Annotated in this window: 17 protein-coding genes; 13 read left to right on the forward strand and 4 right to left on the reverse strand. The window is 69.8% G+C overall.

What is annotated here, in order from left to right; translation table 11 throughout:
* Positions 1-404: 404 nt before the first annotated feature.
* Together TF1_RS16435 and TF1_RS03495 are read left to right on the forward strand one after the other, a co-directional pair.
* Positions 405-1,031 carry a DUF4870 domain-containing protein gene (locus TF1_RS16435; protein WP_255266133.1) on the forward strand — a complete coding sequence of 209 codons (627 nt, stop codon included), beginning with the start codon at positions 405-407 and terminating at the stop codon, positions 1,029-1,031.
* Between the two features lie 181 nt (positions 1,032-1,212).
* Positions 1,213-1,731, forward strand: coding sequence for a DUF4870 domain-containing protein (locus tag TF1_RS03495; protein WP_011291283.1), 519 nt, complete (start codon positions 1,213-1,215; stop codon positions 1,729-1,731).
* A 60-nt stretch (positions 1,732-1,791) separates the two neighbouring features.
* On the opposite strand, the gene hemW is transcribed toward TF1_RS03495, so the two are convergent.
* Positions 1,792-3,024 carry a radical SAM family heme chaperone HemW gene (gene hemW, locus TF1_RS03500; protein ID WP_011291282.1) on the reverse strand — a complete coding sequence of 411 codons (1,233 nt, stop codon included), beginning with the start codon at positions 3,022-3,024 and terminating at the stop codon, positions 1,792-1,794.
* A gap of 142 nt (positions 3,025-3,166) precedes the next feature.
* Positions 3,167-4,210: a LacI family DNA-binding transcriptional regulator gene (locus TF1_RS03505; RefSeq protein ID WP_011291281.1), complete on the reverse strand. Its 1,044-nt coding sequence runs from the start codon at positions 4,208-4,210 to the stop codon at positions 3,167-3,169.
* 104 nt (positions 4,211-4,314) lie between these two features.
* Between TF1_RS03505 and TF1_RS03510 the strand changes: the two genes are divergently transcribed.
* The 4 genes from TF1_RS03510 (at position 4,315) to TF1_RS03525 (ending at position 9,918) form a co-directional block, all read left to right on the forward strand.
* Complete coding sequence (locus TF1_RS03510; protein ID WP_011291280.1) at positions 4,315-5,949, forward strand: glycoside hydrolase family 13 protein; 1,635 nt, start codon at positions 4,315-4,317, stop codon at positions 5,947-5,949.
* Between the two features lie 229 nt (positions 5,950-6,178).
* Positions 6,179-7,429 (forward strand): sugar ABC transporter substrate-binding protein, encoded by a 1,251-nt coding sequence (locus TF1_RS03515; RefSeq protein WP_061783627.1) that lies wholly within the window; start codon positions 6,179-6,181, stop codon positions 7,427-7,429.
* 6 nt (positions 7,430-7,435) lie between these two features.
* Positions 7,436-9,046, forward strand: a complete 1,611-nt coding sequence (locus tag TF1_RS03520; RefSeq protein ID WP_011291278.1) for an ABC transporter permease subunit — start codon at positions 7,436-7,438, stop codon at positions 9,044-9,046.
* Positions 9,043-9,918 (forward strand): sugar ABC transporter permease, encoded by an 876-nt coding sequence (locus TF1_RS03525; RefSeq protein ID WP_011291277.1) that lies wholly within the window; start codon positions 9,043-9,045, stop codon positions 9,916-9,918. Before TF1_RS03520 ends, TF1_RS03525 begins: the two co-directional genes overlap by 4 nt.
* A gap of 86 nt (positions 9,919-10,004) precedes the next feature.
* Here TF1_RS03525 and lepA read toward each other — a convergent pair whose 3' ends face one another.
* Complete coding sequence (gene lepA / locus TF1_RS03530) at positions 10,005-11,849, reverse strand: translation elongation factor 4 (protein WP_011291276.1); 1,845 nt, start codon at positions 11,847-11,849, stop codon at positions 10,005-10,007.
* A 179-nt stretch (positions 11,850-12,028) separates the two neighbouring features.
* Here lepA and TF1_RS03535 point away from each other — a divergent pair, with 179 nt between their 5' ends.
* From TF1_RS03535 to TF1_RS03565, 7 genes are all read left to right on the forward strand, one after another.
* Positions 12,029-13,000 carry a hypothetical protein gene (locus TF1_RS03535; protein ID WP_061783628.1) on the forward strand — a complete coding sequence of 324 codons (972 nt, stop codon included), beginning with the start codon at positions 12,029-12,031 and terminating at the stop codon, positions 12,998-13,000.
* A 197-nt stretch (positions 13,001-13,197) separates the two neighbouring features.
* On the forward strand, positions 13,198-13,476 hold the full coding sequence (gene rpsT / locus TF1_RS03540) for a 30S ribosomal protein S20 (RefSeq protein ID WP_011291274.1): 279 nt from the start codon (positions 13,198-13,200) through the stop codon (positions 13,474-13,476).
* A 187-nt stretch (positions 13,477-13,663) separates the two neighbouring features.
* Positions 13,664-14,731 carry a ComEA family DNA-binding protein gene (locus TF1_RS15715; protein ID WP_081638424.1) on the forward strand — a complete coding sequence of 356 codons (1,068 nt, stop codon included), beginning with the start codon at positions 13,664-13,666 and terminating at the stop codon, positions 14,729-14,731.
* Positions 14,728-17,082 carry a ComEC/Rec2 family competence protein gene (locus TF1_RS03550; RefSeq protein ID WP_016188362.1) on the forward strand — a complete coding sequence of 785 codons (2,355 nt, stop codon included), beginning with the start codon at positions 14,728-14,730 and terminating at the stop codon, positions 17,080-17,082. The genes TF1_RS15715 and TF1_RS03550 overlap by 4 nt, the downstream gene beginning before the upstream one ends.
* A 54-nt stretch (positions 17,083-17,136) precedes the next feature.
* Positions 17,137-17,982, forward strand: a complete 846-nt coding sequence (locus tag TF1_RS03555) for an oxygenase MpaB family protein (RefSeq protein ID WP_011291271.1) — start codon at positions 17,137-17,139, stop codon at positions 17,980-17,982.
* A 68-nt stretch (positions 17,983-18,050) separates the two neighbouring features.
* The gene (gene holA / locus TF1_RS03560) at positions 18,051-19,019 is read left to right on the forward strand and encodes a DNA polymerase III subunit delta (protein ID WP_038043404.1); all 969 of its coding nucleotides are present in this window, start codon (positions 18,051-18,053) and stop codon (positions 19,017-19,019) included.
* Positions 19,020-19,291: 272 nt separating this feature from the next.
* Complete coding sequence (locus tag TF1_RS03565) at positions 19,292-19,837, forward strand: phosphotransferase (RefSeq protein WP_199850770.1); 546 nt, start codon at positions 19,292-19,294, stop codon at positions 19,835-19,837.
* Between the two features lie 45 nt (positions 19,838-19,882).
* Here the strand turns inward: TF1_RS03565 and TF1_RS03570 are convergent, their stop codons facing one another.
* Positions 19,883-21,088, reverse strand: a complete 1,206-nt coding sequence (locus TF1_RS03570; RefSeq protein ID WP_011291268.1) for an imidazolonepropionase — start codon at positions 21,086-21,088, stop codon at positions 19,883-19,885.
* Positions 21,089-21,301 lie beyond the last annotated feature (213 nt).

The raw sequence follows: 21,301 nt of genomic DNA on the forward strand, positions 1-21,301 counted from the left end.
ATTTCCCACGCCGCAGGCCCTGCCGTTTCGGGGCCGGTCGCCCTGTTCCCGCCAGCCTCGTCCGCAGCACCATTCCCACCGCCGCTGCCCGTGGGAACAGGAGCGGGGCATGAGGCTATCCGCGTCGGCTGCAGGCCGGGCGTCCCGGCACACCCGTGGCGCGTCGCGGCACAGGTGTGCAGATGAGGCGTTCTCCGCCCAAGGGCGGAAAGCCGCCGCGGGGCCGCGCCTGGCACAGGGCCAACCAGACTCGAAATCTTCAGTCGCGGCCTGCTGCGGCTCGGCTGGAATCGGTCGACGACTGAAAGCTCCTTGTAATCGCTCCGCAGCCCGTCCTGATTAAGCTGCCTGTGTGGATCCGCGATGCGTATCCACGGCAGTGCCCCAGCCAGCCAAGGGAAGATATGCACGAGACACCGTCTTCTCCCTCCCCCGACCACGACCCGGCTGTCCCTTCTCCGGGGGCGCAGCCGGGGTCCGGACCTTCTGGGGCCGCTCCCCAGTCCGGCCCGCACCCGCCGCACCATCCTCCGCAGTTCGCCCCGCCGACTCCCCCCGCACCCGGGGCAGGACCTTATCCCGCGTATCCCGCACCGCAGCCCCACCAGGAAGGCAGCTATCCTCCCCCCGGCCCGTACGGGACCGCTCCGGGGGTTCCCCCCGCCGCCTGGCCGCCCGCACCGGACGGCAGTACGTGGGCGATGATCGCGCACCTGGTAGGTATCGTGTTCGCCTGTGTCGGGTGGCTGCCCGCGCTCCTCGTCTACCTGGCAGTGAAAAACCGTTCTCCGTGGACCCGGCATCACGCCGCTGAAGCGTTGAACTTCCAGTTGACCCTGTTCATTCCCTACGTGGTGGGAGCCGGGCTTTTTGTGGGATTCGGGTTCTTCACCCCGGATTTGGCGTGGATCGGCGCGGTAGTCATCGTCGTCGTGTGGCTGGACTGCCTCGTGTTCGGGACTATGGCCGCGATGGCCGCGGCCCGGGATGCCTGGTACCGCTACCCGATCGCCATCCATCTGGTCAAGTAGCGGAACCTCCTCTACGGTGAAGCCATCTAAAGATTGGTGGACGGCCGCTGCCGCCGAGGACGCCCCGGCTGTTCACGACCGCACGGCTAGGGCTGCAGCGAACCGTTGCGGTGCCACTGCATCGCTACTGCGGAGCATCCATCTCCCCCATCCTCGATTGACGAACTACTGAGGACGACGCATGAATAACCCCTATCCGCCCCCCGGTCCTGAGGAGTACGGCACCGGCGGTTACAGCCCCGATCCTTCCGCTATGGGAGGCCAGCCCGGCTACGGGACTCCGCCCGGCTACGGCGCGCCCACACCTCCCCCCGGCTACGGCGCCCCCGTCCCGCACCCCGGCTACGGGCAGTACGGCTACGGGCAGCCGGGACCGAGCAACTCTGACGAGAAGACGTTCAGCGTGCTTACCCACGTGCTCGGTCTGCTCACCGGGTTCGTGGGGCCGCTCATCCTGTTCTTGATCCAGAAGGACACGGCCTCCCCTTACCTGCGGCACCACTTGACGGAAGCGCTGAACTTCCAGCTCACGCTCCTCATCGCCTACGTGGTGTCCTGGTTCCTGACCTTCATCGTCATCGGCGCGCTCACCTGGATAGCCGCCCTGGTCTGCGGGATCATCTTCGCCATCCTCGCCGCGGTCGCCGCGAACCGGGGCGAGTGGTACCGCTACCCGATCAGCATCCGCATGGTCAAGTAGTCTCGGCCTGCGGCACGGGGGATCCCACCGGGATCCCCCTGAACTTTGTCGGGCTCCTGCTCAGGCAAGGTCGAGCACCAGCGCATCGGCGAGCAGCCGGCCGCGCAGGGTGAGGACGGCGCGTCCCCGCGCGTGGGCGGCGGCGTCCAGCAGCCCGTCGGCGACGGCGCGGGCAGCCGCGGCACGCCCCGCGTCGTCGAGCAGGTCGAGGGGGCAGCCTTGGGCGATCCGCAGCTCCAAGAGGATCCGTTCGAAACGGCGGTCCGCTGCGGAGAGGATCTCCCGGGCGTGCGCCGGGGTGCGGCCCGCGGCCAGGCGGGCCGCGTAGGCAGCGGGGTGTTTGACGTTCCACCACCGCACCCCGCCGATGTGGCTGTGCGCACCGGGGCCGACCCCCCACCAGTGGCCGCCGGTCCAGTACAGCAGGTTGTGCGCGCTGCGCGCGGTAGGGTCGGCTGCCCAGTTCGACACCTCGTACCACTGCAGTCCCGCGGCGGAGAGCAGTTCGTCGGCCATGATGTAGCGGTCGGCCAGCACGTCGTCGTCGAACGGGGTCAGCTCGCCGCGGCGCACCCGGGCGGCGAGCCGGGTGCCTTCTTCCACGATGAGCGAGTAGGCGGAGATGTGGTCCGGGCCGGCCGCGATCGCGGCGGTGAGGGACTCTTTCCAGTCGGCGTCGCTCTCCCCGGGGGTCCCGTAGATGAGGTCCAGGTTGACGTGCGCGAACCCGGCCTGGCGGGCCCAGGCCACGCACTGTTCGGGCCGTCCCGGGGTGTGGGTGCGTTCCAAGACCGCGAGCACGTGCGCTTTGGCGCTCTGCATCCCGAAGGAGATCCGGGTGAACCCTGCTTCGCGCAACCGGGCGAGGATGCCCGCGTCCACGGTTTCCGGGTTGGCTTCGGTGGTGATCTCGGCGTCGGGGGCGAGCCCGAACTGCGCGTCGATCGCGTCGAGGATGCGGCCGAGTTCCTCCGGGGAGAGCAGGGTGGGGGTGCCGCCGCCCATGAAGACGGTACGCACCGGGAGTTCGCGGTCGCCGAGCACCCGCCGGGCGAGCGCTATTTCAGCGATCGCCTGGTCCGCGTAGGTGCGCGGGGAGGCGACTGCTGTTCCGTCCCGCGAGCGCAGCTCCGCGGCGGTGTAGGTGTTGAAGTCGCAGTAGCCGCAGCGGGTCGCGCAGAACGGCACGTGCACGTAGAACCCGAACGGCCGGGTGCCGAGCTCGGCGAGCGCATCGGCAGGCAGGGAGCCGTCCGGGGGAACAGGCGTACCGTCGAGTGGAGCTGAAGGCATGTCTTCAGTGTCGGCGATGCGAGGCAGTCCTCGCTCCGGCCGCCGCGGGCCAGCATGGCTGCCGTGCCGCGGCCCTGCCCACTCGGTGGGGGCGAGTGGGCTGGCCTGGTGGGACCGTGCGGTCCGCGGAGCACAACGTCGGCTAGTTCCCGGCCGGAGCGACCTGTTCTCCCAGGGAGGCCCGGTGCACGCCGGTGGAGCCGCGCACGACGAGCTCCGGTTCGAACATGTACTCGGTGCGTGCCGGGGCATGCCCGGAGATCTCGTCGCAGAGCGCGCGGACCGCGGCGAGTGCCATGGCCTGTATCGGCTGGCGGACCGTGGTCAGTGGCGGGTCGGTGAACGCGATGAGCGGGGAGTCGTCGTAGCCGACCACTGACAGGTCACCGGGGACGGTGAGGTTCCGCTGGCGGGCCGCGCGGATCGCCCCCAACGCCATGAGGTCGGAGCCGCAGACGATGGCGGTGACCCCGCGGTCCAGCAGTCTGCTGGCCGCCGCGTGGCCGCCTTCCACCCCGAACAGGGAGAGTTCGACCAGGTCGTCGTGGAAGTCGAGGCCGTTCTCCAGCATCGCGGCCTTGAAGCCGTCCAGCTTGCGCTGGACGGGCACGTAGCGGTGGGGGCCGCTGGCGAACCCGATCCGGGTGTGGCCGAGAGCCGCGAGGTGGTTGACCGCGAGTCGGGCCGCTGCCCGGTCGTCCGGGGAGATAAAGGTCGCGGGCAGTCCTTCGACGTAGCCGTTGACCAGGACGATAGGCAGGCGGCGCTGGAGGAGCGCCCGGTAGCGGTCGTGGTTGGCGGTGGTGTCGGCGTGCAGGCCGGAAACGAAGATGATGCCGGAGACGTTACGTTCCAGCAGCATCTCCACGTACTCGTCCTCCACGATCCCGCCAGGGGTCTGGGTGCACAGCACCGGGGTGTAGCCGTGCTGGGCGAGCACCCGCTCTGCGGCCTGGGCGAACATCGGGAATATCGGATTCTCTAGCTCCGGGACGACCATGCCGACCAGCCCGGCGGAGCGCTGCCGCAGCCGGGCTGGACGCTCGTATCCGAGCACGTCCAAGGCGGTCAGTACAGCTTCGCGCGTGGCTGGGCCGACCCCTGGCTTGTCGTTGAGTACCCGGGAAACTGTCGCCTCGCTTACGCCCGCGTGGCGGGCGATGTCGGCCAATCGTGGTGGACCCATGGCAGAACTCTATCGAAAACCCCTCTTCCATGTACGCAAGAAGTAGGTAATCTTGCGCAAGTAATTGCAATCGTGGGTTCCACTCGTGCGATGGAGACGCATCCATGCAGCAAGTTCCCGACAGCGTTCACTTGACCGCGCCCACCGCCCATACCCACTGGTGGCGCCACGCGGTCATCTACCAGATCTACGTCCGCAGCTTCGCGGACTCCAACGGCGACGGCGAAGGCGACCTCAACGGCATCCGGGAGCGCCTGCCCGCCCTGGTCTCGCTCGGCGTGGACGCGATCTGGCTGACCCCCTTCTACGTCTCCCCCCTCGCCGACGGCGGCTACGACGTCGCCGACTACCGTGACGTCGACCCGCGGTTCGGAACGCTGGCCGACTTCGACGCCCTCCTGGCCACCGCCCACGACCTGGGCCTCCGGGTCATCATCGACATCGTTCCCAACCACACCTCCTCCGCCCACCGCTGGTTCCGCGACGCGCTGGCCGCCGGACCGGGCAGCCCGGAGCGCGACCGGTACGTCTTCCGCCCGGGGCGCGGGGAGAACGGGGAGCTGCCGCCGAACAACTGGCAGTCGATCTTCGGCGGGCCCGCCTGGACCCGGGTGACGGAGCCGGACGGGACGCCCGGCGAGTGGTACCTGCACCTGTTCGACGTAGAGCAGCCCGACCTGAACTGGGAGAACCCGGAGGTCCGGGCCGAATTCGCCGACATTCTGCGGTTCTGGCTGGACCGCGGGGTGGACGGCTTCCGCATCGACGTGGCCCACGGCATGATCAAGGACCCCGCGCTGCCCGACATCGCCGAAGGCCAGAAGGCGGACATGCTCGACGGCCACACGCGGCTGCCCTACTTCGACCAGGACGGGGTCCACGAGATCTACCGGGAGTGGCGCGCCATCGTCGACAGCTACCCCGGGGAGCGCGCGCTGGTGGCCGAGGCGTGGGTGGAGAACGCGGAACGCGTGGCCCGCTACCTCCGCCCCGACGAGCTGCACCAGGCGTTCAACTTCGAGTACCTCACCGCAGACTGGGACGCTGCAACGCTGCGCGCCGTGGTGGACCGCTCCCTGGCCGCGAACAACGCGGTGGGGGCGCCGACCACATGGGTGCTCTCCAACCACGACGTCACCCGGCACGTCACCCGGTTCGGCGGGGGCGCGCAAGGGCTGGCGCGGGCACGCGCCGCGCTCCTGCTGATGCTGGCCCTGCCGGGATCGGTCTACCTCTACCAGGGTGAGGAGCTGGGACTTCCCGAGGTCACCGATCTGCCGGAGGAGGCCCTGCAGGACCCCACGTGGAAGCGCTCCGGATACACCGAGCGGGGCCGCGACGGATGCCGGGTGCCGCTGCCTTGGGAAGGCGACGAGCCCCCGTTCGGCTTCGGCTGCTCGGCGGAGCGCAGTTGGCTGCCGGTGCCCGCGGAGTGGCGGTCGCTGACCCGGGAGGTCCAGGAGCGCGACCCGGACTCGACCCTGTCGCTGTACAAGAAGGCGCTGCGGCTCCGCCGCGAACTGCTGCTCCCCGCAGAGGACGCGCTGCACTGGGCGGACGCCCCGCAGAACGTGCTGGCTTTCCGCCGGGAACCGGGTTTCACCTGCGCGGTGAACTTCGGCGCTGACCCGGTCACGCTGCCGTTCGAGGGCGAAGTGGTGCTGTCCAGCGGTCCGGTGGAGCAGGACGGCACGCACCTCGTGCTGCCTGGGGACACCGCGGTGTGGCTGCGGCAGTAGCGGGGTGAGTCGGCGCGTGGCGCGCTGACACCGACAGAGGGGTCCGGACTTTTCGGGGGCGTTCGGACCCCTCTATGTCAACCGGAGATTTCACTTGGATTACTCATTTCGTTGCAAGAAAGAGAAAACTCTTCCAACTTTTGCAAAAAGTTGCTAACGTCCACGCCACCGCACCCGGAAGCCGCGCCGTGCAGGGGGACGCTGCCGCGGCCTACTCGAAGGAGAATCCATGAAGTTCCGTAGCTTCAGCGTGTTGTCGGGCATAGCAGTCCTGACACTGCTTGCCACCGCGTGTGGCGGCGGAGGCGACGACAGCGCGTCCTCCGAGCAGTCCACCGACGGTGCCATGGTCATCTGGGCTGACCCCAACCGCACCGATGTGCTGATCCCCTACGCGGAACGATTCGGTGAGGCCCACGGCATCACCGTGAAAGTCGAATCCATCCCGAACGAAGACCTCCAAGACAACTTCGTCACCGCACACCAGGCAGGATCCCCGCCCGACCTGGTCGTGGGCGCCCACGACTGGACCGGCAACCTCGTCCGCAACGGCGCCATCGACCCCGTCCAGCTCCCCCAGGAGGTTGCCGACGGATTCGAACAAGTCGCCCTCGACGCGGTGACGTTCGAAGGCCAGCTCTACGGCGTGCCCTACGCCATGGAGAACCTGGTGCTCTTCCGCAACACCGACCTTGTCCCCGAAGCCCCCGACACCATTGAAGAGCTCATCAAGGAAGGCAAGAAGCTCAAAGAGAGCGGCAAGGTCGAAGAGATCATGAGCCTCCAGGTGGGCTCGGAAGGCGACGCCTACCACATCTACCCGCTGTACACCTCCGCGGGCGGCTACCTGTTCGGCAAGGACGACGAAGGCAACCTCGACCCCTCCGACATGGGTGTGGGCTCGGAATCCTCCATCAAGGCGTTCGAGAAGATCGCGGAACTCGGCGAGAAGGGCGAAGGCGCGCTCAAGCGCTCCATCGACAGCCAGAACGCCGGCCCCCTGTTCAACGAAGCGAAGACCGCCTTCCTCATCTCCGGCCCGTGGGCGATCGCAGACATGAAGGAAGCGGGCATCCCCTACGAGATCAGCCCGGTTCCCGGCTTCGCGAACGGAGACGAAGCGCGCCCGTTCATCGGCGTCCAAGCGTTCTTCGTGGCTTCCGGCGGCGCCAACAAGGTCTTCGCCCAGGAGTTCGCCACCAACTTCGTGACCGAGACCGAACTGGCCGTCGCCCTGTACGAGGCCGACCCCCGTCCCCCGGCGCTGACCGCCGCCCTGGAAAAGGTCTCCGCCGACGACCCCGACCTGCTCAAGATCGTCGAGGCCGGCGCCAACGGCGACCCGCTGCCCGCCATCCCCGAAATGGCCGCGATCTGGGGCCCGTTCGGGCAGGCCGAGGCCGCGGTGATCGCCGGTGAGGACGTCGCCGAGGCCGTCAAGGCCGCGGGTGAGGCCATCTCCGAGCAGATCGGCGGTTGATCCACGGTGGCTCGCAACACCGTCACGGGCGCCCGCTCGGGGGCGCCCGCCCCCACATCCCACGTCCGCGGTGAGCCCACGACCTCACTGCTCGGACTGGTCGTCAAAATCGGTGCGCTGGGGCTGGCCGCTGCCCTAGCAGTCTGGGCCGCGTTCCCGCTCATCGAAGCGGCCAACTGGGTCGGGGTCGGCATCGTCGCCGCAGTCACCGCCCTGATCTTCTACGTCTACCTGTCCCCCCGCCACGTCCCGCTGAAATACCTGCTGCCCGGGACGCTGCTGCTCATCGCCTTCCAGATCCTGCCGGTGCTGTACACCGTCAGCACCTCGGTCACCAACTTCGGCGACGGGCACCGCGGGGACAAGGAGCAGGCCATCGCCGCGATCGAGGCCTACTCCGTGGTGCGCACCCCCGACTCCCCCCAGTACACCCTCACCGTCGCCGCCGACGGCGCCCCGGACACCGGCGACCTCGTCTTCCTGCTCACCGCGGCCGACGGCACCGTCTACGCCGGCGACGCCGACGGCCTCACCCCCCTCGACCCCGACGACCTCACCCGAGAGGCTTCCGGGAAGATCGTCGACGCCGAGGGGTACACCGTGCTCACCACCGCCCAGATCAACGAGCGCAGCGACGAGATCGCCGACTTCGCGGTGCCCACCGGCGACGGGACCGGGATCCGCTCCAGCGGCCTGTCCATGGCCTACGAAGGCCAAGCCACCCGGACCTACCAGGAGGACTGCGACTGCATCGTGGACTCCGTCACCGGGGTGACGTACACCGCCGACAACGTCAACGGCTCCTTCGTCTCCGACGACGGGCAGCGGCTCCTCCAAGGCTGGCGGGTCAACGTCGGCTTCGACAACTTCCTCCGGTTCGTGACCGACCCGGCCACCGGCGCGTCCTTCCTGTCCATCCTCGCCTGGAACATCGGATTCGCTGCCGGCACCACCCTGCTGGTCTTCGTGGTCGGCCTGGGCCTGGCGCTGCTCATGCACACCCGCACCCCGCTGCGCGGCCGCACCCTGTACCGGATCCTCTTGGTCCTACCGTACGCCATGCCGTCCTTCGCGATGCTGCTGCTGTGGCGGGACATGTTCAACACCGACTTCGGGCTGATCAACCGGGTGCTGGGACTGGACGTGAACTGGTTGGGCAACGCGTGGACCGCGCGCGGCTCGATCCTGCTGGTCAACACCTGGCTCGGCTTCCCCTACATGTTCCTCGTCGCCACGGGAGCCCTCCAGTCCATCCCCCGGGAACTGGAACAAGCAGCCCGAATCGACGGCGCGGGCGCCTGGCAGGCGTTCCGCCACGTCACCCTGCCGCTGCTGATGATCGCGATGACCCCCATCCTGGTCTCGACCTTCGCGTTCAACTTCAACAACTTCAACGCGATCTGGCTGACCACGGCAGGCGGCCCGTTCAGCCCGGACAACCCGCTGGCCGGAGCCACCGACCTGCTGATCACCTACACCTTCCGGTTGGCGTTCGGCGGCCAAGGCGCCCAGTACGGGTTCGCCTCAGCGGTCTCCGTGCTGATCTTCCTGATCGTGGCCCTGCTGTCGCTGATCAGCCTCAGACAGAGCCGTTCCCTGGAGGAGGTGAACCGGTGACCGCCCCCGTCTACCGCGACCGCCCCTTCCTCCGCTGGCTGCGCGACAACTCCTGGCGGCACCTGCTGCTGTGGTGTGCGGTGGCCTTCGCCCTGTTCCCGATCCTGTTCGTCATCTCGGCCGCGCTCAACCCGCTGGGCACGCTCAGCTCCAGCCACCTGGTGCCGACCGGGGCCAGCCTGGACAACGCCCGGGAACTGTTCGCCACCACCCCGTTCGGTGCGTGGTACGTCAACTCGATCGTGCTGGCGGTGTGCAACGCCGCAGTGACCGTGTTCCTGTCCGCGCTAGCCGCCTACGCTTTCAGCCGGTTCCGGTTCACTGGGCGCCGCATCGGCCTGCTCGGCATCCTGCTGATCCAGATGTTCCCGCAGTTCCTGGCGATCGTGGCGATCTACCTGATGTTCGCCACGGTCACCGACTACTGGCCCCCGATCGGCTTCGACACCCGCTGGGGCCTGCTGTTGGTCTACCTGGGCGGGGCGCTGAGCGTGAACACCTGGCTGATGAAAGGGTTCTTCGACACCATCCCCATGGAGCTCGACGAATCCGCCAAAGTCGACGGCGCCACCCACGCCCAGGCGTTCTTCCGCATCATGCTGCCTCTGGTCACCCCGGTGCTGGCGATCGTCGGCCTGCTGGTGTTCATCAACACCATCAACGAGTTCCTGCTCGCCACCGTGTTCCTGCGCGACCCGGAGGCTAAGACGGTGGCGCTCGGCCTGTACTCGCTGGTCGCCGACGAACGCAACGCGAACTTCGGCCTGTTCGCGGTGGGCACGCTGCTGATCGCCCTGCCGACCATGGCGGTCTTCTGGTTCCTGCAGCGCTACATCGTCGAAGGGCTGACCTCGGGGGCGGTCAAAGGCTGAAAGCCATCGGGCCGGTGCGGCGGCCCCTCCCCAGACCGCACCGGCCCCTTCCCACGCGCTTCCCGGCGTGCGGGCCGGGAAGCGCTTTACTTCTTCTTGCCGTCCTTGCCTTCGCCGCTGCTCTCGGTGGACAGTGCCGAAATGAACGCCTCCTGCGGCACTTCGACGCGGCCCACCATCTTCATGCGCTTCTTGCCTTCCTTCTGCTTCTCCAGCAGCTTGCGCTTCCGGCTGATGTCACCGCCGTAGCACTTGGCGAGCACGTCCTTGCGAAGCGCGCGGATATTCTCCCGGGCGATGACCCGGGAACCGATCGCGGCCTGGATCGGCACCTCGAACTGCTGCCGGGGGATGAGTTCCCGCAGCTTCTTCGTCATCTCCGCACCGTAGGAGTAGGCGTTGTCGCGGTGCACGATCGCGGAGAACGCGTCCACCACCTGCCCCTGCAGCAGGATGTCCACCTTCACCAGGTCGGCGGCCTGCTCCCCGGACGGCTCGTAGTCCAAGGAGGCGTACCCCTTGGTGCGGGACTTGAGCTGGTCGAAGAAGTCGAAGACGATCTCGGCGAGCGGCAGCGTGTACCGCATCTCCACCCGGTCCTCGGACAGGTACTCCATCCCGTCCAAGACGCCGCGCCGCCCCTGGCACAGCTCCATGATCGGGCCGACATAGTCGGAGGGGGTCAGCACGGTCGCCTTCACCACCGGCTCGCGGATCTCCGCGATCTTGCCCGACGGGAACTCGCTGGGGTTGGTCACCGTGTGCTCGGTGCCGTCCTCCATACGGACGCGGTAGACCACGTTGGGGGCGGTCGAGATGAGCGCCAGATCGAACTCCCGCTCCAACCGGTCCCGGGTGATCTCCAAGTGCAGCAGCCCCAGGAAACCGCAGCGGAACCCGAAGCCGAGCGCGGCGGACGTCTCCGGTTCGAACACCAGCGCGGCGTCGTTGAGCTGGAGCTTCTCCAACGCGTCCCGCAGCACAGGGTAGTCGGTGCCGTCGATCGGGTACAGCCCGGAGAACACCATCGGCTTGGGGTCGCGGTAGCCGGGCAGGACCTCCGCGGCGGGAGCGGCCGCCGACGTGATCGTGTCCCCGACCCGGGACTGGCGCACATCCTTCACCCCGGTGATGAGGTAGCCGACCTCGCCCACCCCGAGGGAGTCCACCTTGGTGGGCTCGGGGGAGATCACCCCGACCTCCAGCATTTCGTGGGTGGCCCCGGTCGACATCATCTGGATGCGTTCCCGGTTGGTGATCTGCCCGTCGACCACCCGCACGTAGGTGACCACACCCCGGTAGGTGTCGTAGACGGAGTCGAAGATCAGCGCGCGGGCGGGCCCGTCCGCATTGCCCACCGGCGGGGGGATGCGAGCCACGATCTCGTTGAGCAGCTCCTCGACACCCTCACCGGTCTTGGCGCTCACCCGCAGCACGTCCGACGGCTCGCAGCCGATGATCCCGGCGAGCTCCGCGGCGTACTTCTCCGGCTGGGCCGCGGGCAGGTCGATCTTGTTGAGGACCGGGATGATCGTGAGATCGTGCTCCAGCGCCATGTACAGGTTGGCCAGAGTCTGGGCCTCGATGCCCTGGGCCGCATCGACCAGCAGGATCGCGCCTTCACAGGCCGCCAGCGACCGGGAGACCTCATAGCTGAAGTCCACGTGCCCCGGGGTGTCGATGAGGTTGAGGATGTAGGTCACATCGTCGAGCGCGGTAAAAGGCAGTCGCACCGCCTGCGACTTGATGGTGATGCCACGCTCGCGTTCGATGTCCATGCGGTCGAGGTACTGGGCCCGCATCTGGCGTTCCTCAACCACGCCGGTCAGTTGCAGCATGCGGTCGGCCAGTGTCGACTTGCCATGGTCGATGTGCGCGATGATGCAGAAGTTCCGAATCAGCGCGGGATCGGTCCGAGTTGGCTGTGGCACCGTGGTCCGTTCACATTCGTCGAGGTCGGATAGGGCACTGCGTGGCGGGAGCGCACACGCGGCCGTGATCGGGCAGTGCCCCCATGGTCCCACGGACGCGACAGCGGGCGGTACCGCGGGCCACAATGGGGCACACGATCCCTATCAGGCTATGCGACGGACAGAACCGGGAGAGCAACGTGCGCTGGCTTCTCACACGCCTTCTCGCGGGCCTGGCCGCAGTACTGGTAGTAGCGGTAGGCGCGGGCGTGGTGCTAGCCGCACAGTTCTCCGGGGAGAAAGCGGAGTGGGCGGCCTCGACCGGCGCAGACGCGGCGTGGCTGGACGGGTCGTGGGTGGACGGGAGCAAAGACGAGTCCGACTTCGCCGCGGCGCTGCCCCGGCTGCGCGCCTTCACCGAAGTGTATGTGCACGTGGGGGAGATCGCGGAGGACGGCACGGTTGACCCCGCCGGGTACGCGGCAGCGAACGCCTTCCTCGACTGGATGGGCCGCGAGCTTCCGGACGTGGCAGTGGTGGGGTGGCTCAGCAGCACCGCGGAGAGTTCTTCGCTGCTGGAGGACCGCGTGCCCAAGGAGGCGCGAGCCCGCCTGGTGGAGGCGGCCAGCGCTGTCGTGGACGCGGGGTTCGACGGCGTGCACTACGCCATCACCCCGGTCACCGTGAACGACCCGGGCTTCGTGGACCTGCTGGAGCGTACTCGCGACGCGATCGGCGCGGAGGCCGTGCTGTCCGTACTCGCCCTCCCCCTCGAGCCGCTTCCCGGGGTGCGGCTTCCCGTGTTCGCCGTCCAGGGGGGCGAACGCTACTGGTCGACCAATTTCCTCCTCCGGGTCGCGGAACTGTCGGACGTGGTCGTCGTGTCCGGCAGCGGCACGGGGATGCCCAGCGGCTCCCTGTACGGCGGTTTCATGGCCCGGCAGACGACGCTGGCGCTGCGGACCGTGCCGGAGACGATCGGGCTGCGGATCGGGGTGCCGCCGGCGGCGGACGACCCTGCCGCGGCAGCGACCGCGGTGGAGGCGGTGCGGATCGCGTTGACCGCGCACGGCCAGCGGGACAGTTTCGGGATCGCGGTCCACGCCCCGGAGGAGCTGGCCGACGACGCGTGGACGGAGCTCGAGGAAGATTGGCTGCACATCCAGCGGTAAAGCGGTGCCGCGGTGCGAGCATTCCCCTTCCCAGGGCATAATGGAAGTCCGTGTCTCAGACGTTCCACGTTCACTTTTGAGCCCTTGGTCTCAATCCTCGCGTCGATCTCCGCGGATCTCCTCGTGGCGCGGCTGCCCACAGGCGCGGTCCGGGTGGTGACGACGCACATCCTGACGTAACTGGAGCAGGGTTTCGCATGGCGAACATCAAGTCGCAGAAGAAGCGCATCCGGCAGAACGAGAAGGCTCGTCTGCGCAACAAGGCGGTCAAGTCGTCGCTGAAGACCGCTATCCGCAAGTTCCGTGAAGCTGCCGAGGCCGGGAACGTCGAAGAGGCCATCATTCTCCAGCGCGCCGCGGCACGCCAGCTGGACAAGGCCGTCAGCAAGGGCGTGATCCACAAGAACCAGGCTGCGAACCGCAAGAGCGCGATCGCCAAGCGGCTCCACCAGCTGCAGCAGTCTCAGGCTGCCTAAGCGTCTGCAGCAGGTTCGTTCCTGACACGCGCCCACGGCCAGGCATCGTGACGGTGTCTGGCCTTTCGCGTTGTCGGGGCCGGTCCGCTGCCGGTTGCGGGCCGTACCGGTGAGCGCTCCGCGCAGTTGTCCACAGGCGGAACCTTCCTCTCTAGCGCTCCCGTGGCGGGGACCTACCGTCCCCGGTATGGCACGACACACTGCTCCTGAGCCCGCTGCCCCGGCAGCGCAGCAGCCGTCTCCCCTGCCGTCGTCTGAGGCCGCCTTGCCTGCCGAGTGGCGGGCAGCGGACGACGGGGACCCGACCCCACTGGACTTCACTGTTCCTCCCCCGCCCTATGCCGTAGCCGACACGGTCCGCTCCCCGGTGCCCGTGCTTCCCGCGCCACGGCGTCCCCCGGCTCCCGAGGTGGGGAGGGACGAGGATGCGGCAGAGCGCCCTGCCCGGGCGGGCCGCGGTGCCCGTCCGGCCCCGCCCGCCGCACCTCAGCCGGACCGCGGCACGGGTCGGAACGACGGTTCGGCTCCCGCTCCCCCGCCCGGGTATGTGCGCATCCCGCCGCTCCCCGACCCGGCGGAGCGGCGGCTGCCTGCCCCGCTGGCGGCCCTTGTGGACCGCTGGAGGGGTGTCTCAGTGGAGCTGCGGCCCCGCGTGACCCTGTCCGGGGTGGCGGCGCTCGCCCTCGTGTGCCTGCTGGCCGCGGGGGTCACCGGCTGGTTCATGCTCAACGCCCGTCCCGAGTCCGCGCCCGCGCCGCCGCAGGAGGCCGTCCCGTCCGGTCCTCATCCGTCCCCGGCGGCGGAAGCGAGTCCTGCCGGCACGGTCGTGGTCCACGTGGGCGGTGACGTGGTCTCCCCGGGGATCGTGACCCTGCCCGCCGGGTCCCGGGTGGCCGATGCTCTCGACGCGGCGGGCGGCCCGCGCCCGGATGCGGATCTAGGGTTCCTCAACCTGGCCCGTCCCCTCGTCGACGGCGAGCAGATCCTCGTTGGGGTCACCCCGTCGCCCATGGCCGGGGAAGGCGAGGGTCCGGGCCTGCCCGCCGGGGACGGGCGGATCGACCTCAACACCGCTACCGCCGACCAGTTGCAGACCCTGCCGGGAATCGGCCCGGTGCTGGCCCAGCGCATCATCGACCACCGCGCGTCCATCGGCGGTTTCACCTCGGTGGAGCAGCTCCACGACGTCACCGGTATCGGGGACCGCCGGTTCGCGGAGCTGCGCGACCTGGTCTACGTCGGCGGTGCCCCGTGACTGCGGCAGGTTCCGGTCCCCTGCCCGGGGCAGGTGTCCGGCTCGACGTGAGCCTGGCGGTCCCGGCCGTGGGACTGTGGCTGACGGTCCTCGCACTGCTCCACGCTGCGCCACGCACCGCGTTCCTCACCGCGGCGGTGCTCGGCACGGCCGCGTGGGCAGGGCTGCTCCTGCTGCGCCACCCGCGCTGGGGGACCGTAGCCGCCCTGTGCGGTGCGACCCTGGTCTGCGCTGCGGGCGGGGCGGTGGCGGTGGCCGGGCGCACCGCCGCGGTAGCGGCCAGTCCGATGGCTGAGCTGGCCGCGGCCCAGCAGTTCACGGAGGCGAGCGTGGTGCTCGCCTTGGACCCGCGGCCTCGGGAGAACCCCGCGGTCCCGGGGCGGGCCGAGTTCGTGGTGACGGCCCACACCGAGTGGGTGACGCTGCCGGACGGGACCCGGGTCCGGAGCCGGGTCCCGGTGGTCCTCCTCGTCCACGGCGAACAGTGGCGGCACCTGGTGCCCAGCCAGCCGGTGCGCGTAGCGGGCACCGCGGTGCCCGCGGGCACCCGCCTGGATGCTGCGCTGCTCTTGGTCCGCGGTCCGCCCCGTCACGTGGGCCCGCCGTCGGCCGCCCATGCGTGGGCGGACCGGGTCCGCGGCGGGCTGCGGCGGGCGTGCGCGGTCCTGCCCCAGCCGGAGCGGGGTCTGCTGCCCGCGCTGGTCGTGGGGGACACGTCCCTGTTGGACGCGGAGACCGCGGAGATCTTCCGCGCCACCGGCATGACGCACCTGTTGACCGTCTCCGGGGCGAATCTCGCGGTGATGACCGGCGCGGTGCTGGCGGTCACCCGCTGGCTCCGGCTGCCTGTGTGGGCTTCCGCACTCACCGGTGCGGCCACAATCGCCGGGTTTGTGCTGTTGGCACGGCCGGAACCGAGTGTGCTGCGTGCGGCTTTCATGGGCGCGGTCGCCCTCGTCTCCCTGGTCGTGGGGCGTCCCCGGATCGGGGTGGCAGCGCTAGCTGCCGCAGTGATCGGGCTGCTGCTGTTCCATCCGGCGCTGGCTGCCTCGTTCGGGTTCGCCCTGTCCGTGCTGGCTACCGGCGGCATCATGGTACTCGCGCCCCCGTGGCGGGACGCATGGGCACGCCGGGTGCCGGCGTGGCTGGCGGAGCCGGTCGCGGTCACGCTCGCCGCCCAAGTGGCGTGTGCGCCGCTGCTCGTGGTGCTGTCCGCCGAGGTCAGTTGGGTGTCCGTGCCGACGAACGTGGCGGCTGGGCCGTTCGTGCCGGTCGCCACCGTCGGCGGTTTCGTGGTCGCCGCCCTGGGACTGGTGGCGCCTCCCGCGGCACAGGTGGCGGTGTGGGTTCCGGGGGTCGCCGTGGCCTGGATCCACCGCATCGCGGAATGGGGTGCCCGCGTGCCGCACGGCGCGGTGCCGTGGCGGTCCGACGTGGTGGGGGCGTTGCTGCTGGCTGTCCTGCTCGCCGCGCTGCTGGTGCTGCGGGGCTGGGCACGGAGGGTGGTGGCTGCGGGGATTGCCGCGTCCGCGGTGGCGGCGCTGGCTCTCGCCTGCCTGGCTCCTAGCTGGCCCCCGCCGGGGTGGGCGGTGGTCGCCTGCGACGTCGGCCAAGGGGACGCGCTCGTGTTGGCGGTGGACCGCGGGGAGGCGGTGGTGGTCGACACCGGGCCGCGTCCAGGGGCAGTGGACCGCTGCTTGGACCGGCTGCGGGTGCGCCGGGTTGCGCTGCTGGTGCTCACCCACCACGACCTGGACCATGCGGGCGGCACAAGCGGGGTGCTGCGGGGCCGGACCGTGGCGGAGGCGGTGGTGCCTCCGGGGTTCGACGCACCGGACGCTGCCGCAGCCTTGGAGCGGGCCGGGGCGCGGCTGCGCACCGTGCATGCCGGGGAGGAGCTGGCTGTGGGACGCTGGCGACTGTCCGTGCTGTGGCCGCCCGCCGACTTCGCGGGCGGGGACGCCAATGAGGGCAGCGTGGTCGTGCTCGCCCACCGGTCCGCTGCCCCGCCCGCCGAAGGCGGGTTGTCGGTGCTGCTCACCGGGGATATCGAAGAGTCGGCCCAGCGCGCTCTCCTCACCCATCCGGGGATCCGCGGTGTTGACGTGCTCAAGACCCCGCACCATGGGGCGGGCACGCAGGAGGCCGTGTTCCTCGAAGCCACCCGGCCCCGGGTGACGCTCACCTCGGTGGGCGCCGGCAACCCCTACGGGCACCCGGCTGCGGACACGTGGGCGCAGTTGACCGCGCTGACCTCCGCCTCGTACCGCACAGACCAGCACGGCGATGTGGCGGTGGTGCCGACCGGGGACGGCCCCGTGGTGTACTGGCGCGGCCCTGACGTGCGCTAATCCCAGGACCGACGGCCCCAGCCCTCGGTCCAGCCGGAACGTAAGCTGAAAGTTATGGTCCCCTCCTCCCCCTCTGATGCTCCTGTCCTCGACCGTGTCTTCCGCGAGGCTGCCCTGCTGGCCGGGGCCGGGTACGCGATCCTGCTGCAGATCGCCCACCCCGCGGTGGGGCAGGGCGTGCACGACTACAGCGATTTCGCGCACCGGCCGCTCAGTCGGCTCCACGGCACTCTCACCTTCGTCTACGGGGTCATGTTCGGCTCCCCGGACGAAGCGGAGCGGATCAGCGCGATCGTGCGCGCAATGCACACCAAGGTCACCGGTCCCGGATACCGGGCGCTCGACCCGGAACTGCTCCGCTGGGTGGCCGCCACCTTGTACCAGTCCGCGGAGACCGCCTACGAGCGGTTCGTGGGGAACCTCACGGACGCGGAGAAAGACGAGGTGTATGCGCGTTCGGCAGTGTTCGCCACGGCCTTGGGATGTCCGGAGGAGTACTGGCCGGCCTCCCGCGCCGAGTTCGCCCGCTACTGGGAGGAGACGCTCGCTACGCTGCGGGTCACCCCAGCAGCCCGGGCCGTGGCCCGCGACCTGCTGCACCCTTCTGCTCGTCTGCTGCGTCCCGCGGCCCGCTTCCAAGGGTTTGTGGCTGCCGGGCTGCTGCCGTCCCGACTGCGCGACGAGTTCGGCCTGGCCTGGGATGCGCGCCGCCACCGCCGCTTCCACCGGTTGTGCACGGTGGTGCGGGCGGTGTATCCGCGGCTTCCGCTCCGGCTCCGCACCGCGGTGCGGGACGGTTTCCTGTGGGATATCCGCCGCCGGGCGGCGCAGAACCGGTTGTACCACCGTCCCCGCGGGCGGCGGCCTGCCGCCGCGGCGCGGGCCCGGCAGCGTTCTTGACGGCCTCCCCTCCGGGCCCACCCGCAGGGGAGGCCCGGAGGTCACCGCAGCATGGCATGCTGACGTCCATGGACTCCACCTCCGTTCCGCCGCTGACCGTCATCGTCGGCGACGAGGAGCTGCTCGTCGACCGCGCCGTCGCTGAAGTGGTGGCCGCGGTGCGCGCCACCGATCCGGAAGTCGACGTGCACGACCTGATGCCGTCCCAGGTGAGCGCCGGGAAATTGGTCGAAGTCACCTCGCCGTCGCTGTTCGGGGACCGCCGGGTGGTGGTGTTGCGCTCAGCGCAGGACCTCACCAAGGAGCCCGCCGGGGTGATCACCGACTACGTGAAAGATCCCGTCGACGACGTGGTGCTGGTGCTCGTCCATGCGGGCGGCGCGAAAGGCAAGGCGCTGCTGCAGGCTGCGCTGCAGGCCGGAGCCCACCGGATCGACTGCGCCAAGCCAACGAAGGCGTCGGAGCGGATCGCGTTCATCAAAGGCGAGTTCGACCGCGCGGGACGGAAGATCACCGCGGACGCCGCGCAGGCGCTCTTGGACGCGGTCGGCACGGACCTGCGGGAGATCGCGGCGGCCTGCACCCAGCTCATCGCCGACACCGAGGGTCGGGTCGACGCCGAGGCGGTGGCCCGCTACCACCGGGGGAAGGCGGAAGCGTCCGGGTTCACCGTGGCGGACCGTGCCGTGGAGGGGCGGCTCGCTGAAGCGTTGGAGCAGTTGCGCTGGTCGTTGGCGGTGGGCATGGCACCGGTGCTGATCACCAGCGCGTTGGCGAGCGCGGTGCGCGGTCTCGCGGTGGTGGTGCAGTCCTCGCGCGGCCTGTCCGAGTCGGAACTCGCGAAACAGGCCAAGGTGCCGCCGTGGAAGCTGCGTACGCTTCGCCAGCAGGCGCGCGGCTGGACTCCGCGGGGGGTGGCGCAGGCGATGCGGGTGGTGGCGGAAACCGACGCCCTCGTGAAAGGCGCGGGCCGGGACCCGGCCTATGCCCTGGAGCGGGCGGTGATCGAAATCGTGGCGGCCCGTGGCCGGCGGTAGACGGTCCGGAGCGGCGGCCGTGCCGCGGGTGGCTTAGGGTCGTCGTCCTGTGGACAGCGAGGTATTCCGCGGCGGGGTCAACCAGGTGGTCCGGGTCGGGGCCGTCGTACTCCGCCCTACCGGCCCGTGGACTCCTGCGGTGCACGCACTGCTGCGGCATGTGGCGGCGGCAGGGTTTTCCGGGGCGCCCCGCGTGCACGGTGTCGACGATCAGGGGCGGGAGATTCTCGACTTTGTGGCGGGGGCAGTGGCCACCGATCCGGTGCCCGCGTATGCGCGCCGGGATGCGGCCCTGGCCGCTGCGGGGCGGCTGGCTGCTGCGACGCTACCACGACGCGACCGTGGGGTTCGTTCCGCCGCGCGACGCGGTGTGGCAGTTGCCGGAACGCGCTCCCCGCGAGGTGATCTGCCACGGTGACGTGGCGCCCTACAACACCGTGTTCCGCACCGGGCTGCCGGTGGCGTTCATCGACTTCGACGCGGCGCATCCGGGGCCGCGTCTCTGGGATCTCGCGTTGGCCGCCTACCGGTTCGTGCCGTTGAGCGCGCCCGGCACGATCGGTGAGGACGTGCCTGTGGCGGAGCAGGCACGGCGGTTGGAACTGTTCACGGCCGCCTACGGGCTCACGAGCGCGGCGGACCGTGCGATGCTCCTCGCAGTCGCTCAGGAACGCTTGGTGGCCTTGGTGGAGTTCATGAGGGAGCGGGCAGCGGCAGGGGATGCAGCGTTCGCCCGGCATTGTGCCGAGGGGCACGACGCCATCTACCGCACGGACCTCGCCTACCTGCGCGCCCATGCCGCGGCGCTTCGGGGCTGATCGTGGGCATCGGCTCCGGCCCGCACCGTGGCGTGTGCCGCAGGGTCAGCGGAGGGGCTCTCCGCCGCGCCACACCCGCATCGCTTTGAGCCCGTAGGACCAGGCGAAAGCGCCTTCGTGCTCGGCGTCCCACTGGACGACGTCCGCGACCTTCCCCACGGCGATCACGCCGCGGTCCAGCGTGCCCAGTGCCTGGGCCCCGCCGACGGTGGCGGCGCGCAGGGCTTCTTGCACGCTGAGCCCGTACAGCCCGATCGCCATGCACACGACCAGCGACATCATGGTGGTACCGCAGTGCGCCGGGTTGTGGTCGGTGCCCAGTGCTACAGGGACTCCGTGGTCGAGGAGGGCGCGGACCGGCGGGGTGCGGCACTCGTTGAGGGACGCGGTGGGGCAGACCACGACCGGTGTCTTCGTCCGGGCGAGCGCCACCAGGTCTTCCTCGTCGGTCTCGTGGAGCAGGTCCACCGAGTTGCACTGCATTTCCGCGGCCATGCGCACCGCGCCGTGCCGGGGTTTGGAGCAGGCGTGGATCCGTGTTTTGAGGCCGGCAGCGCGCCCTAGGGTGAGGATCCAGCGCGCGTCTTCTGTGGTGAACTGGCGGTTGTCGCAGTAGACGTCGACCCCGTCCGCCCCGGCCTGGGCGGCGTCCCCCAGCCAGGAGCCGACCGCCTGCACGTAGTCGCGGTGGCGGCCGAAGTATTCGGGCGGTATCGCGTGCGCAGCGAAGAAGGTGACGTGCAGCCGCGGCATTCCGGGTTCTTCTTCGAGGGAGCGCAGCAGGCGCACATCGGCGAGCTCCCCGTCGCGGGTCAGGTGGTAGCCGGTTTTCGCTTCTACGGTGGTGGTGCCCCACAGCAGCCAGTGGCGGAGCCGGTCTCGCACGTCGTTGCAGAGGGTCCACGGGTCGGTGCCCCGGGTCACGGTGACGGTGGAGGAGACACCGCCGCCCGCGGCGACGATGTCGCTCTGGGAGGCTCCCTCGCTGCGCGCGGAGATTTCGGCGTACCGGTTCCCCGCGTAGACGGGGTGGGCGTGGGCGTCGATGAGCCCGGGGGTGACGAGCGCGCCGCCCGCGTTGTCGATCTGGGCGTCGGCGATGTGGTCAATCACTCCGGGAATGCTCTGGGGCAGGCTGGCGGCTGGGCCAACCCAGGCAATGATCCCATCGCGCATGACGATGGCGGCGTTGCTGATCAGTTCGACGCCGGTCCATAGTCGTCCGATGTTCGTCAACAGCCGTACCGTCATTGTTTCACCGCTCGCCCGTCCGCGCTGCCACGGCCGTCCCCCGGACCCGGAAGACGACCACGTCACACGAACAGTCTTCACACGACTTCATATCGATGCCTTGCCGTAGCTGGGGGGTCAACGCGGCCGGAACGAGGCCGGGCAGCAGCATCCGTCAACTTCGGGTGAAGGCAACCGTAGTTCATAGAGCGCTGAGATGTACACCTTTGCGGC

This window comes from Thermobifida fusca NBRC 14071 = JCM 3263 (assembly GCF_001592045.1).
In the GTDB taxonomy this organism is placed as follows: Bacteria; Actinomycetota; Actinomycetes; order Streptosporangiales; family Streptosporangiaceae; genus Thermobifida; species Thermobifida fusca.

Coding starts and splice junctions, on each gene's coding strand:
- TF1_RS16435 (WP_255266133.1), top strand. CDS start 405: ATGCACGAGACACCGTCTTCTCCCTCCCCCGACCACGACCCGGCTGTC.
- TF1_RS03495 (WP_011291283.1), top strand. CDS start 1,213: ATGAATAACCCCTATCCGCCCCCCGGTCCTGAGGAGTACGGCACCGGC.
- hemW (WP_011291282.1), bottom strand. CDS start 3,024: ATGCCTTCAGCTCCACTCGACGGTACGCCTGTTCCCCCGGACGGCTCC.
- TF1_RS03505 (WP_011291281.1), bottom strand. CDS start 4,210: ATGGGTCCACCACGATTGGCCGACATCGCCCGCCACGCGGGCGTAAGC.
- TF1_RS03510 (WP_011291280.1), top strand. CDS start 4,315: ATGCAGCAAGTTCCCGACAGCGTTCACTTGACCGCGCCCACCGCCCAT.
- TF1_RS03515 (WP_061783627.1), top strand. CDS start 6,179: ATGAAGTTCCGTAGCTTCAGCGTGTTGTCGGGCATAGCAGTCCTGACA.
- rpsT (WP_011291274.1), top strand. CDS start 13,198: ATGGCGAACATCAAGTCGCAGAAGAAGCGCATCCGGCAGAACGAGAAG.
- TF1_RS15715 (WP_081638424.1), top strand. CDS start 13,664: ATGGCACGACACACTGCTCCTGAGCCCGCTGCCCCGGCAGCGCAGCAG.
- TF1_RS03555 (WP_011291271.1), top strand. CDS start 17,137: ATGGTCCCCTCCTCCCCCTCTGATGCTCCTGTCCTCGACCGTGTCTTC.
- holA (WP_038043404.1), top strand. CDS start 18,051: ATGGACTCCACCTCCGTTCCGCCGCTGACCGTCATCGTCGGCGACGAG.
- TF1_RS03565 (WP_199850770.1), top strand. CDS start 19,292: ATGCGCGCCGGGATGCGGCCCTGGCCGCTGCGGGGCGGCTGGCTGCTG.
- TF1_RS03570 (WP_011291268.1), bottom strand. CDS start 21,088: ATGACGGTACGGCTGTTGACGAACATCGGACGACTATGGACCGGCGTC.